Source organism: Citrobacter sp. R4 (assembly GCF_026719175.1).
Taxonomy (GTDB): Bacteria; Pseudomonadota; Gammaproteobacteria; order Enterobacterales; family Enterobacteriaceae; genus Citrobacter_A; species Citrobacter_A sedlakii.
On sequence record NZ_JAPPSU010000009.1, the window covers coordinates 1 to 13,634 of the forward strand.

The 13,634-nt window shown below is 55.2% G+C and carries 8 protein-coding genes and 2 rRNA genes; 8 read left to right on the forward strand and 2 right to left on the reverse strand.

The features are described 5' to 3' along the window. Positions 1–103: ribosomal RNA gene (locus tag OOJ60_RS17365) — 23S ribosomal RNA — on the forward strand; the annotation flags it as partial. 204 nt (positions 104–307) lie between these two features. Further along, positions 308–423 (forward strand): 5S ribosomal RNA (rrf, locus tag OOJ60_RS17370). Positions 424–505: 82 nt separating this feature from the next. Here rrf and OOJ60_RS17375 read toward each other — a convergent pair. Beyond that, positions 506–943, reverse strand: coding sequence for an acetyltransferase (locus tag OOJ60_RS17375; protein WP_205612933.1), 438 nt, complete (start codon positions 941–943; stop codon positions 506–508). Between the two features lie 156 nt (positions 944–1,099). On the opposite strand from OOJ60_RS17375, the gene metA reads away from it, so the two are divergent. The 4 genes from metA to aceK all read left to right on the forward strand — a co-directional run bounded on the left by metA (position 1,100) and on the right by aceK (position 7,083). After that, entirely contained in the window at positions 1,100–2,029 is a 930-nt protein-coding gene (gene metA, locus OOJ60_RS17380; protein WP_042291319.1) for a homoserine O-acetyltransferase MetA, read from the forward strand. Positions 2,030–2,297: 268 nt separating this feature from the next. Beyond that, positions 2,298–3,899, forward strand: a complete 1,602-nt coding sequence (gene aceB / locus OOJ60_RS17385; protein WP_205612934.1) for a malate synthase A — start codon at positions 2,298–2,300, stop codon at positions 3,897–3,899. A gap of 31 nt (positions 3,900–3,930) precedes the next feature. Beyond that, the gene (aceA, locus tag OOJ60_RS17390) at positions 3,931–5,235 is read left to right on the forward strand and encodes an isocitrate lyase (RefSeq protein ID WP_060570439.1); all 1,305 of its coding nucleotides are present in this window, start codon (positions 3,931–3,933) and stop codon (positions 5,233–5,235) included. Between the two features lie 105 nt (positions 5,236–5,340). Continuing rightward, the gene (gene aceK, locus OOJ60_RS17395) at positions 5,341–7,083 is read left to right on the forward strand and encodes a bifunctional isocitrate dehydrogenase kinase/phosphatase (RefSeq protein ID WP_205612935.1); all 1,743 of its coding nucleotides are present in this window, start codon (positions 5,341–5,343) and stop codon (positions 7,081–7,083) included. Positions 7,084–7,119: 36 nt separating this feature from the next. Here aceK and iclR read toward each other — a convergent pair whose 3' ends face one another. Further along, complete coding sequence (iclR, locus tag OOJ60_RS17400; protein WP_205612936.1) at positions 7,120–7,944, reverse strand: glyoxylate bypass operon transcriptional repressor IclR; 825 nt, start codon at positions 7,942–7,944, stop codon at positions 7,120–7,122. Between the two features lie 196 nt (positions 7,945–8,140). On the opposite strand from iclR, the gene metH reads away from it, so the two are divergent. Continuing rightward, complete coding sequence (metH, locus tag OOJ60_RS17405; RefSeq protein ID WP_042291308.1) at positions 8,141–11,824, forward strand: methionine synthase; 3,684 nt, start codon at positions 8,141–8,143, stop codon at positions 11,822–11,824. A 162-nt stretch (positions 11,825–11,986) separates the two neighbouring features. Next, the gene (locus OOJ60_RS17410; RefSeq protein WP_060570436.1) at positions 11,987–13,618 is read left to right on the forward strand and encodes a Na/Pi cotransporter family protein; all 1,632 of its coding nucleotides are present in this window, start codon (positions 11,987–11,989) and stop codon (positions 13,616–13,618) included. Positions 13,619–13,634 lie beyond the last annotated feature (16 nt).

The following is a 13,634-nucleotide window of genomic DNA, read 5'->3' on the forward strand; positions in this document are numbered from 1 at the left end:
AGTCCTGAAGGAACGTTGAAGACGACGACGTTGATAGGCCGGGTGTGTAAGCGCAGCGATGCGTTGAGCTAACCGGTACTAATGAACCGTGAGGCTTAACCTTACAACGCCGAAGATGTTTTGGCGGTTGAGAGAAACAGACAATATTCAGTTTGATACAGATTAGCGGAAACGAAAGATTTTACGCTGAGGCAAGGCGGCAAGTGAAGCGACGGAAGGAGCATACAAAAGTATGTGACTGACGTTCGCAAGCGCGGCCAACGCAGCATCAGTGGAAAAGATTCGTTTTAAGAGCACAAAGAATTTGCCTGGCGGCCGTAGCGCGGTGGTCCCACCTGACCCCATGCCGAACTCAGAAGTGAAACGCCGTAGCGCCGATGGTAGTGTGGGGTCTCCCCATGCGAGAGTAGGGAACTGCCAGGCATCAAACAAGTGAAAAGCCCATTCTGACGGATGGGCTTTTTGCGTTTCTGGCGCTGGCCTACAACATCCAACGCGATCTGATCTATCGATATACTAAATTCAACAACGGGTACGGTTTTCCCAGATCGTCCACTTCTGAACGGCCCGTTACTGTAAACCCCATTTTTTTATAGAATCCCACTGCCTGCGCATTCTGTTCGTTAACATTGGTTGTGAGCTCCGGGGCCAGTGTAAGTGCATGTTCAATCAATAATTTTCCAATTCCACATCCGCGAACGTCTGGATCCACAAACAGCGCATCCATATGTTCACCGGTCAGCAGCATAAAGGCCACAGGGACATCCTTTTCATCGACGGCCACCCATAACGGCGCTTCTGGCAGAAATGATTTCACCAGTTCCTCAAGCTCGGCTCGATACGCTTTTGACAGAAAATCATGCGTGGTATCGACTGAACGACACCAGATTTTGACCAACTTATCCCCATCATCATGTCGCGATCGGCGAATGTTAATAACCATACTTTCTCCTTTTCTTCATGCTTATAGTCTAACGCACTTACCGACGTGAAACTTTCTCACCTTCAACATGCAGGCTCGACATTTTGCCGATTTCTCGGTATCTTCGGCTATCTGGATGTCTAAACGTATAAACGTATGTTGTGAGGTTATCAGGTTATGCCGATTCGCGTGCAGGACGAGCTACCCGCCGTCAATTTCTTGCGTGAGGAAAACGTCTTTGTGATGACGTCTTCCCGCGCGTCAGGTCAGGAAATTCGTCCGCTGAAGGTACTTATCCTCAACCTGATGCCGAAGAAAATCGAAACTGAAAATCAGTTCCTGCGCCTGCTTTCCAATTCGCCGCTGCAGGTGGATATCCAGTTGCTCAGGATCGACGCGCGTGAGTCGCGCAACACGCCAGCAGAGCATCTGAATAACTTTTATTGCAACTTTGAAGATATCTGCGATCACAACTTCGATGGACTGATTGTCACTGGCGCACCGCTGGGGCTGGTTGAGTTTAACGATGTCGCTTACTGGCCGCAGATCAAACAGGTTCTGGAATGGGCGAAAGATCATGTGACCTCGACACTGTTTGTCTGTTGGGCGGTACAGGCTGCGCTTAACATCCTTTACGGTATTCCCAAGCAAACTCGCGCCGATAAACTGTCTGGCGTCTATGAACATCATATCTTGCATCCCCATGCCTTGCTGACGCGCGGTTTTGATGATTCCTTCCTTGCGCCGCACTCGCGCTATGCTGACTTTCCGGCGGCGCTGATTCGTGACTATACCGATCTCGAGATCCTTGCAGAAACAGAGGATGGAGACGCCTATCTTTTTGCCAGCAAAGATAAACGCATTGCCTTTGTGACCGGCCATCCGGAATACGATGCGCACACGCTTGCCAGCGAATATTTTCGTGATGTCGAAGCCGGGCTGAATCCGGACGTACCGTATAATTACTTCCCTAAAAACGATCCGCAAAACAAACCGCGCGCCACCTGGCGAAGCCATGGAAATTTACTGTTTACCAACTGGCTCAACTATTACGTCTATCAGATTACCCCGTACGATCTGCGTCACATGAATCCAACACTGGATTAATCTTCTGCCGCTGACGATCCTAAAGCGTTTCAGCAGCTTGCATCAGGCACCTTCGGGTGCCTTTTTTATTTCCGAAATTCACTTCATCTTGTAATTAAACTTTATTATTAATGTTATCAATAAGTTAATTGATAATTAAATTAAAAATGGAAATTGTTTTTGATTTTGAAATTTAATTGAGTAGTCTTAGTTGTGCTGAACGAAAAGCGCACAACGATCCTTCGTTCGCATTGGGGATGTAATGTGATCCATGACGAGGAGCTTAAGAATGAATCAACAGGCGACGACCACCGATGAACTGACCTTCACCAAGCCGTATGGCGAGCCGGAGAAGCAAATCCTCACCGAAGAAGCAGTGGCTTTTCTGACTGAACTGGTGACGCGTTTCACGCCCAAACGCAACAAGCTGCTCGCGGCGCGCATCCAGCAACAGCAGGATATTGACAACGGTAATCTGCCGGATTTTATTTCGGAAACAACTTCCATTCGTGAGGGTAACTGGACGATTCGCGGCATCCCGGCGGATTTACAGGATCGACGCGTTGAGATCACCGGACCGGTTGAGCGCAAGATGGTTATTAATGCCCTGAATGCCAACGTGAAGGTGTTTATGGCCGATTTTGAGGATTCACTGGCGCCGGAATGGAGCAAAGTGATCGACGGACATATTAACCTGCGCGACGCGGTCAATGGCACCATCAGCTACACCAACGAAGCCGGTAAAATTTACCAACTCAAGCCCGATCCGGCGTTACTCATCTGCCGCGTTCGCGGTCTGCATTTGCCGGAAAAACACGTTACCTGGCGCGGCGAGGCGATCCCGGGCAGCCTGTTCGACTTTGCGCTCTATTTCTTCCACAACTATCAGGCGCTGCTGGCCAAAGGCAGCGGCCCCTACTTTTATTTGCCGAAAACGCAGGCCTGGCAAGAAGCGGCATGGTGGAGTGAAGTCTTTAGCTACGCAGAAGATCGCTTCAATCTGCCACGCGGCACCATTAAAGCGACTCTGCTCATAGAAACGCTGCCTGCTGTTTTTCAAATGGATGAAATCCTCCACGCGCTGCGTGATCACATTGTTGGTCTGAATTGTGGCCGCTGGGATTATATCTTCAGCTATATCAAAACGTTGAAAAATCATCCGGATCGCGTCCTGCCGGACCGCCAGGTGGTGACAATGGATAAACCCTTCCTCAGCGCCTACTCACGCCTGCTGATAAAAACTTGCCACAAGCGCGGCGCGTTCGCGATGGGCGGCATGGCGGCGTTTATTCCGAGCAAAGATGCCGAGCGTAATAATCAGGTGCTCGAAAAGGTAAAAGCGGATAAAGCGCTGGAGGCGAAAAACGGCCACGACGGCACCTGGATTGCACATCCGGGGCTGGCGGATACCGCAATGGCAGTGTTTAACGAGGTGCTGGGTGAAAACAAAAACCAGCTTTTCGTCACCCGTGAGGAGGATGCGCCAATCACTGCCGAACAGCTTCTGGCGCCGTGTGAAGGAGAGCGTACTGAAGAAGGGATGCGCGCCAACATTCGCGTGGCAGTGCAGTATATCGAGGCGTGGATCTCCGGTAACGGCTGCGTACCGATTTACGGCCTGATGGAAGATGCGGCGACGGCGGAAATTTCCCGCACCTCCATCTGGCAGTGGATCCACCACGAAAAAACCCTCAGCAACGGCAAGCCGGTAACCAAAGCGCTGTTCCGCCAGATGCTGGCCGAAGAGATGCGGGTGATCCAGGACGAGCTGGGCGAGCACCGTTACAGCAGCGGGCGTTTTGACGACGCTGCGCGCCTGATGGAGCAAATCACCACATCAGATGAGTTAATCGATTTCCTGACCCTGCCGGGATACCGCTTCCTGGCGTAATTCACCACATAACAATATGGAGCATCTGCACATGAAAACCCGTACCCAACAAATTGAAGAATTACAAAAAGAATGGACACAACCGCGCTGGGAAGGCATTCGTCGCCCTTATAGCGCGGAGGAAGTGGTGAAATTACGCGGCTCGGTCAATCCGGAATGCACGCTGGCACAGCTTGGCGCGGCGAAAATGTGGCGCTTGCTGCATGGTGAGGCGAAAAAAGGTTACATCAACAGCCTTGGCGCGCTGACCGGTGGCCAGGCGCTGCAGCAGGCGAAAGCCGGTATTGAGGCGGTCTATCTGTCAGGTTGGCAGGTGGCGGCGGATGCTAACCTGGCCTCCAGCATGTACCCGGATCAATCGCTGTATCCGGCGAACTCGGTACCGGCGGTGGTGGATCGGATCAACAATACGTTTCGTCGTGCGGATCAGATCCAGTGGTCCAGCGGGATTGAACCAAACGATCCGCGCTATGTGGACTACTTCCTGCCGATCGTGGCGGATGCGGAAGCCGGTTTTGGCGGTGTGTTAAACGCGTTTGAGCTGATGAAATCGATGATTGAAGCCGGTGCAGCGGCCGTTCACTTTGAAGATCAGCTGGCTTCCGTCAAGAAATGCGGTCACATGGGCGGCAAGGTGCTGGTGCCAACGCAGGAAGCGATCCAGAAACTGGTTGCCGCGCGTCTGGCGGCGGATGTGATGGGCGTGCCTACGCTGCTGATTGCCCGTACTGACGCCGACGCGGCGGATCTGATTACCTCCGACTGCGATCCGTACGATAGCGAATTTATTACCGGCGAGCGCACCAGCGAAGGGTTTTTCCGCACCCGCGCTGGGATCGAGCAGGCAATCAGTCGTGGTCTGGCCTACGCCCCGTATGCCGATCTGGTATGGTGTGAAACCTCCACGCCGGATCTGGCGCTGGCGAAACGCTTTGCCGAGGCCATCCACGCCAAATATCCAGGCAAACTGCTGGCCTACAACTGCTCGCCGTCATTTAACTGGCAGAAGAATCTGGATGATACGACCATCGCCAGCTTCCAGCAGCAACTGTCGGATATGGGCTACAAATATCAGTTCATCACTTTAGCCGGGATCCACAGCATGTGGTTCAACATGTTCGATCTGGCACATGCTTATGCGCAGGGCGAAGGCATGAAGCACTACGTGGAGAAAGTGCAGCAGCCGGAATTCGCCGCCGGTAAAGAGGGCTATACCTTTGTTTCTCATCAGCAGGAAGTGGGTACCGGTTATTTCGATAAAGTCACCACCATCATTCAGGGCGGCGCGTCATCGGTTACCGCATTAACCGGGTCGACAGAAGAGTCGCAGTTCTGATGGCCTGATGTCCGGTGGCGCGCGCTTACCGGGTCTACGATAACCTGTAGGCCGGATAAGCGAATGCGCCATCTGGCATGATCATGTGCAGGATGAGGAGAAGCGATGACGCGTGGCCTGGAATTACTGATTGCACAAACCATTCTGCAAGGCTTTGACGCCCAGTATGGTCGGTTTCTGGAAGTGACTTCCGGGGCGCAGCAGCGCTTCGAACAGGCTGACTGGCACGCGGCTCAGCAGGCCATGAAACAGCGTATCCATCTTTACGATCACCATGTTGGTCTGGTAGTGGAACAGTTGCGCTGCATCACCGACGGCAAAAGTACCGATGCGGATTTTTTGCTGCGGGTAAAAGAACACTACACCCGGCTGTTACCAGACTATCCACGCTTCGAGATAGCGGAGAGCTTTTTTAACTCCGTCTACTGCCGGTTATTCGATCACCGTTCGCTGACCCCCGAGCGGCTGTTTATCTTCAGCTCCCAGCCGGAGCGGCGCTTTCGTACCATTCCTCGCCCGCTGGCGAAAGATTTCTTTCCCGATCGCGGCTGGGAACCGCTATTAACGCGCGTGCTCAGCGATCTCCCTCTGCGTCTGCCGTGGCAAAATAAAAGCCGTGATATTCGCTATATCACCCTGCATCTGACGGAAACCTTTGGCGCGGATGTGTTATCCCGTAGCCATTTGCAGGTGGCGAACGAACTGTTTTATCGCAACAAGGCGGCCTGGCTGGTGGGTAAGCTGGTCATGCCCGAGGGCACTTTGCCGTTCCTGCTGCCGATTCATCGCACTGATGAAGGCGAGCTGTTTGTCGACGCCTGCCTGACCACTACGGCGGAAGCCAGCATCGTGTTTGGCTTCGCCCGCTCCTATTTTATGGTGTACGCGCCGCTGCCCGCCGCGCTGGTGGAGTGGTTACGCGAGATCCTGCCGGGGAAAACCACCGCCGAACTGTATATGGCGATCGGCTGCCAGAAGCATGCCAAGACCGAAATTTATCGCGAGTATTTACTGTACTTGCGCAGTTGCGACGAACAGTTTATTGAAGCGCCGGGCATCCGTGGGATGGTGATGCTGGTGTTTACCCTGCCGGGATTCGACCGGGTCTTCAAAATCATCAAAGATAAATTTGCCCCGCAAAAAGAGATGTCTGCCGCCCATGTTCGCGCCTGCTATCAACTGGTGAAAGAGCACGATCGCGTCGGGCGTATGGCAGATACCCAGGAGTTTGAAAACTTCGTGCTGGAGAAACGGCAAATCGACCCGGCGTTATTGTCGCTATTGCGTGAAGAAGCGCCGGAGAAAATCACCGACCTTGGCGATCACATTATCATTCGTCATTTGTATATTGAACGGCGAATGGTACCGCTGAATATCTGGCTTGAGCAGGTTGATGGCCAGCAGTTGCGTGACGCCATTGAGGAGTACGGCAACGCCATTCGCCAGCTTGCGGCCGCCAATATTTTTCCCGGCGACATGCTGTTTAAAAACTTTGGCGTTACCCGTCATGGCCGCGTGGTGTTTTACGACTACGATGAGATTTGCTACATGACAGAGGTCAATTTCCGCGATATCCCGCAAGCGCGGTATCCGGAAGATGAGTTGAGCGCCGAACCCTGGTACAGCGTATCGCCGGGCGATGTGTTTCCGGAAGAATTTCGCCACTGGCTGTGCGCCGATCCGCGCATCGGACCGTTGTTTGAAGAGATGCATGCCGACCTGTTTCGCGCCGACTACTGGCGGGCGTTACAGACGCGTATACGGGAAGGGCATGTAGAGGATGTCTATGCTTACCGGCGTAAGCAGCGGTTTTGCGTGCGGTACGCCGGTTCTGCGGAGCCGGCGTAGGCCGGAAAGGGCGCGTCGCCACCCGGTAAACCGGGCTTAACGAATTCCACCGTATGCCAGCGTCACTTCCTTCGCCGCCTTGATCACCATCGCGCCAAACTCAGTCACGCGGTCATCGGTGATGCGCGAAATCGGGCCGGAAATCGAAATGGCGGCGAACGGCTCGCGATGCTCATCATAAATGCACGATGCCACGCAGCGCAGGCCCAGCGCGTGTTCTTCATCATCAAACGAATAGCCGCGCTTACGGGTCTGGGCGAGATCGTCCATCAGATGGACAGGCGACACCAGCGTAGCATGGGTATAGGCATGCAGTCCTTTACGGTGCAGCAGACTGGTGACCTGCTCCTCGCTGAGTTGGGAAAGGAACGCTTTGCCCGCGCCGGAGGCGTGCATCGGCAGCTTGCCGCCGATAGGCGCTGACATGCGCATCAGTTGAGTACACTGCACCTGGTCGATAATAATCGCCTGATGGTCGCTTTGATCCAGCACCGCCAGATTCACCGTCTCGCCGGAATCTTCCATCAGACGTCGCAGGATTGGGTGGACAATCGCCAGCAGATTGCGGCTTTGCAGAAAGCTGCTGCCGACAATGAACGCATGCGCGCCGACCGCCCAGTGACCGAGATCGCCAACCTGACGGACGAAACCCTGCTGCTGCATGGTGGTCAGCAGGCGGTGGGTCGTGGAATTGGGTAAACCTGCCTGCTGCGCCAGCTCGGTCAATGCCACGCTGCCGTTGGACTCCGCGATCCATTCCAGCAGCTTCAGGCCACGGGTGAGCGACTGAACCTGTCCGGCGGCGGGGGCTGTCGTCGCGGCGGGTTTTCTACCGCGTTTCGCGGGAACGGTGGCAACCATGGCTGACTCCTTTTTCTGTATCGTGGAAATCATTTTCGTTTTATTCAATTATAATGCAAGCAGACTTAAACTGATCGGATGAGTGAAGCTGAACATGTCTCATGTTGTCTGTTGTTCTCTTTTCCACCTCTTCCGTTTGTGCCAGTATGACCTGTTGAGATTTTTTTGGTCTGGTTGAGCGTTGTCGGGAGCAAGTGTGAGCAGCAAAGTTGAACAACTGCGTGCGCAGTTAAATGAACGTATTCTGGTACTGGACGGCGGTATGGGCACGATGATCCAGAGCTACCGTCTGAGCGAAGCCGATTTTCGCGGTGACCGTTTTGCCAACTGGCCTTGCGACCTGAAAGGGAATAACGATCTGCTGGTGCTCAGCAAACCGGACGTTATCCGAGCTATCCATGACGCTTATTTTGACGCAGGCGCGGATATCATCGAAACCAACACGTTTAACTCCACGACCATCGCGATGGCGGATTATCAGATGGAGTCGCTGTCGGCGGAAATTAACTTTGCTGCCGCGAAGCTGGCGCGAGCCTGCGCCGATGAGTGGACGGCGCGCACGCCGGAAAAACCGCGCTATGTGGCAGGCGTCCTCGGCCCCACTAACCGCACGGCCTCCATCTCGCCCGATGTGAACGACCCGGCGTTCCGTAATATCTCTTTCGATCAACTGGTGGCGGCCTACCGTGAATCCACGCGGGCGCTGGTGGAAGGCGGTGCAGACCTCATTCTGATCGAAACGGTTTTCGATACGCTGAATGCGAAAGCGGCGATATTCGCCGTGAAAGAAGAATTTGAGGCGCTGGGCGTGGAATTGCCGATTATGATTTCCGGCACTATCACCGACGCCTCCGGACGCACGCTTTCCGGCCAGACAACCGAAGCGTTTTACAACTCGTTGCGCCACGCCGAAGCGCTCACTTTTGGCCTGAACTGCGCACTGGGACCGGATGAGCTGCGCCAGTACGTGCAGGAACTGTCGCGTATCGCCGAATGCTACGTCACTGCCCACCCGAACGCCGGACTGCCTAACGCCTTCGGCGAGTACGATCTTGATGCCGATACCATGGCGAAGCAAATCCGCGAATGGGCGCAAGCGGGCTTCCTGAATATCGTCGGCGGCTGCTGTGGTACCACGCCGGAACATATTGCCGCCATGAGCCGCGCGGTAGAAGGCTTACCGCCGCGTAAACTGCCGGACATTGCTATCGCCTGCCGGCTGTCGGGGCTTGAACCGCTTAATATTGGCGACGACAGTCTGTTTGTGAACGTCGGCGAGCGCACCAACGTTACGGGTTCAGCGAAGTTCAAGCGCCTGATCAAAGAAGAAAAATACAGCGAGGCGCTGGATGTCGCCCGTCAGCAGGTGGAGAGCGGCGCGCAGATCATCGATATCAACATGGACGAGGGGATGCTCGACGCCGAGGCGGCGATGGTACGTTTTCTCAACCTGATCGCCGGCGAGCCAGACATCGCCCGCGTGCCGATCATGATCGACTCCTCTAAATGGGAGGTGATCGAAAAAGGGCTGAAGTGCATTCAGGGTAAAGGCATCGTCAACTCCATCTCGATGAAAGAGGGGGTTGAAACCTTCATCCATCATGCGAAGCTGCTGCGCCGCTACGGTGCGGCGGTGGTAGTCATGGCGTTTGATGAGCAGGGCCAGGCGGATACCCGCGCGCGTAAAATCGAGATTTGTCGCCGCGCGTACAAAATTTTGACCGAAGAGGTGGGCTTCCCGCCGGAAGACATTATCTTCGACCCGAACATTTTCGCTGTCGCCACCGGAATCGAGGAGCACAACAACTACGCGCAGGATTTTATTGGCGCGTGTGAAGACATTAAACGCGAATTGCCGCACGCGCTGATCTCCGGCGGCGTTTCTAACGTCTCGTTCTCGTTTCGCGGCAACGACCCGGTACGCGAGGCGATTCATGCGGTATTCCTCTACTACGCCATTCGCAACGGTATGGATATGGGGATCGTCAACGCCGGACAACTGGCGATTTACGACGATTTGCCGACGGAACTGCGCGATGCGGTAGAGGATGTGATCCTCAACCGTCGCGATGATGGCACTGAACGACTGCTGGAACTGGCGGAAAAATATCGCGGCAGCAAGGCTGATGATTCCGCCAACGCCCAGCAGGCGGAGTGGCGAAGCTGGGATGTGAAAAAGCGCCTCGAATACTCGCTGGTGAAAGGCATCACCGAATTTATCGAACAGGATACCGAAGAAGCCCGTCAGCAGGCTGCCCGCCCGATTGAAGTGATTGAAGGACCGCTGATGGACGGCATGAACGTGGTCGGCGATCTGTTTGGCGAAGGGAAGATGTTTCTGCCGCAGGTGGTCAAATCCGCCCGCGTGATGAAGCAGGCGGTGGCGTATCTGGAGCCGTTTATTGAAGCCAGTAAAGAGCAGGGCTCGAGCAATGGCAAGATGGTCATCGCCACGGTGAAAGGCGACGTTCATGACATTGGCAAAAACATTGTCGGCGTCGTTTTACAGTGTAATAACTACGAAATTGTCGATCTCGGCGTGATGGTTCCGGCGGAGAAAATCCTCAAAACCGCGAAAGAGGTGAATGCCGATCTGATCGGCCTTTCCGGCCTGATCACCCCGTCGCTGGATGAAATGGTGAATGTGGCGAAAGAGATGGAGCGTCAGGGCTTTACCATTCCGCTGTTGATTGGCGGCGCGACCACCTCAAAAGCGCACACGGCGGTGAAGATCGAGCAGAACTACAGCGGCCCGACGGTTTACGTGCAGAATGCCTCGCGCACGGTGGGCGTGGTGGCAGCGCTCCTGTCGGACACTCAACGCGATGAGTTTGTCGCCCGTACCCGTAAAGAGTACGAAACCGTACGTATTCAGCACGGGCGTAAAAAACCGCGCACGCCGCCTGTCTCGCTGGCTGCCGCGCGGGATAACGATCTGGCTTTCGACTGGGCCAGCTACACGCCGCCGGTGGCGCACCGTCTGGGCGTACAGGAAGTAGAGGCGAGCATCGAAACGCTGCGTAATTACATCGACTGGACGCCATTCTTCATGACCTGGTCGCTGGCCGGGAAATATCCGCGCATTCTTGAAGATGAAGTGGTGGGCGAGGAGGCAAAACGCCTGTTTAAAGACGCCAACGACATGCTGGATAAACTCAGCGCTGAGAAAACGCTCAACCCGCGCGGTGTGGTCGGCCTGTTCCCGGCGAACCGTATCGGTGACGATATCGAGATCTACCGCGATGAAACCCGCACCCATGTGCTTGCGGTCAGCCATCATCTGCGACAGCAAACCGAAAAAGTGGGTTTTGCCAACTACTGCCTGGCCGATTTCGTCGCGCCGAAGCTGTCCGGCAAAGCCGACTATATTGGCGCCTTCGCGGTGACCGGCGGGCTTGAAGAGGACGCGCTGGCGGACGCGTTCGAGGCCCAGCACGATGACTACAACAAAATCATGGTAAAAGCGATTGCCGACCGCCTGGCGGAAGCGTTCGCCGAGTACCTGCATGAACGTGTGCGCAAGGTGCACTGGGGCTATGCGGCAAATGAAAACCTCAGCAATGAGGATCTCATCCGCGAAAATTACCAGGGGATCCGTCCGGCGCCGGGGTATCCTGCCTGCCCGGAACATACCGAGAAGGGCACCATCTGGCAGTTGCTGGACGTTGAACAGCATACCGGCATGAAGCTCACCGAGTCCTTTGCCATGTGGCCTGGCGCGTCGGTATCAGGCTGGTACTTCAGCCATCCGGACAGCAAGTACTTCGCGGTGGCGCAGATTCAGCGCGATCAGGTGGAAGATTACGCGTTCCGCAAAGGAATGAGCGTAACGGAAGTGGAGCGCTGGCTGGCGCCTAATCTGGGCTATGATGCGGACTGACCCGTCAGACTGAAGTCACGTTTCCTTACAACTCCCGGGGCGCTCATTGAGCGCCCTGTCTCTTTCTTACAATTAAACCCTTATACTCAAGGCAGGCGCTGCGCAAAATTTATCGCTAATGAGCCTCAGGAAAACATATAAATATAAGGAGTACCTGATTCCGTGTTAACGCTGTTACACCTGCTTTCTGCTGTCGCCCTGCTGGTGTGGGGCACCCATATTGTGCGTACCGGCGTGATGCGCGTATTTGGCGCGCGCTTGCGTACCGTCCTCAGCCGTAGTGTAGAAAAGAAACCACTCGCCTTCTGTGCGGGGATTGGCGTCACTGCGCTGGTGCAAAGCAGTAATGCCACGACGATGCTGGTCACCTCATTTGTCGCTCAGGATCTGGTCGCCCTGACGCCTGCGCTGGTGATTGTGCTCGGCGCGGATGTGGGGACCGCGCTAATGGCGCGTATTCTGACCTTCGATTTATCGTGGTTGTCGCCACTGCTGATTTTTATCGGCGTGATCTTCTTCCTCGGGCGCAAACAGTCCCGCGCCGGGCAACTGGGACGTGTTGGTATTGGTCTGGGACTGATTCTGTTGGCGCTGGAGCTGATTGTCCAGGCGGTCACGCCGATCACCCAGGCTAACGGCGTGCAGGTGATTTTCGCCTCGCTGACCGGCGACATCATGCTTGATGCGCTGATCGGCGCGATGTTTGCCATCATCAGTTACTCCAGCCTCGCGGCGGTGCTGCTGACCGCGACCTTGACGGCGGCGGGCATTATCTCGTTCCCGGTGGCGCTGTGTCTGGTGATTGGCGCTAACCTCGGCTCCGGTCTGCTGGCGATGCTCAACAACAGCGCCGCCAATGCCGCTGCCCGTCGCGTGGCGCTGGGTAGCCTGCTGTTCAAGCTGGTGGGCAGCCTGATTATTCTGCCGTTCGTGCATCCGCTGGCGGACCTGATGGATGAATTGCCGCTGCCGAAGTCCGAACTGGTGATCTACTTCCACGTCTTTTACAACCTGGTGCGTTGTCTGGCGATGATCCCGTTCGCTGAACCGATGGCGCGGCTTTGCCAGCGATTGATCCGTGACCAGCCGGAGCTGGAGGCGCACCTGAAACCGAAGCATCTGGACGTTAGCGCGCTGGATACCCCGACGCTGGCGCTGGCCAATGCCGCTCGGGAAGCGTTGCGGATCGGCGACGCGATGGAACAGATGATGGTTGGACTGAAAAAGGTGATGCACGGCGAGCCGCGTGAAGAGAAAGAGCTGCGCAAAATAGCGGATGACATCAACGTGCTGTATACCGCTATCAAGCTCTATCTGGCGCGGATGCCGAAAGAAGAGCTGGCGGAAGAGGAGTCTACGCGCTGGGCGGAGATCATCGAAATGTCGCTTAACCTTGAGCAGGCATCGGATATCGTCGAGCGCATGGGCAGTGAAATTGCCGATAAATCGCTGGCGGCACGTCGCGCATTTTCTGTCGAAGGGTTAAAAGAGCTGGATGCGCTGCACGATCAACTGCTCAGTAACCTACAGCTGGCGATGTCGGTATTCTTCTCTGGCGACGTCACCAGCGCCCGACGACTGCGCCGCAGCAAGCACCGTTTTCGTATACTGAACCGCCGCTATTCCCACGCGCACGTCGACCGTCTGCATCAGCAGAACGTGCAAAGCATCGAAACCAGTTCTCTGCATTTGGGGCTGCTGGGTGACATGCAGCGTCTGAACTCGCTGTTCTGCTCCGTTGCCTACAGCGTGCTTGAGCAGCCGGACCAGGACGACGAGAGGGATGAATATTAATCAAACTGACTGCCGG

Bases quoted from the DNA above. Each gene is read 5' to 3' on its own strand.
- metA (WP_042291319.1), top strand. From the start codon at position 1,100: ATGCCGATTCGCGTGCAGGACGAGCTACCCGCCGTCAATTTCTTGCGT.
- iclR (WP_205612936.1), bottom strand. From the start codon at position 7,944: ATGGTTGCCACCGTTCCCGCGAAACGCGGTAGAAAACCCGCCGCGACG.
- aceA (WP_060570439.1), top strand. From the start codon at position 3,931: ATGAAAACCCGTACCCAACAAATTGAAGAATTACAAAAAGAATGGACA.
- aceB (WP_205612934.1), top strand. From the start codon at position 2,298: ATGAATCAACAGGCGACGACCACCGATGAACTGACCTTCACCAAGCCG.
- aceK (WP_205612935.1), top strand. From the start codon at position 5,341: ATGACGCGTGGCCTGGAATTACTGATTGCACAAACCATTCTGCAAGGC.
- OOJ60_RS17375 (WP_205612933.1), bottom strand. From the start codon at position 943: ATGGTTATTAACATTCGCCGATCGCGACATGATGATGGGGATAAGTTG.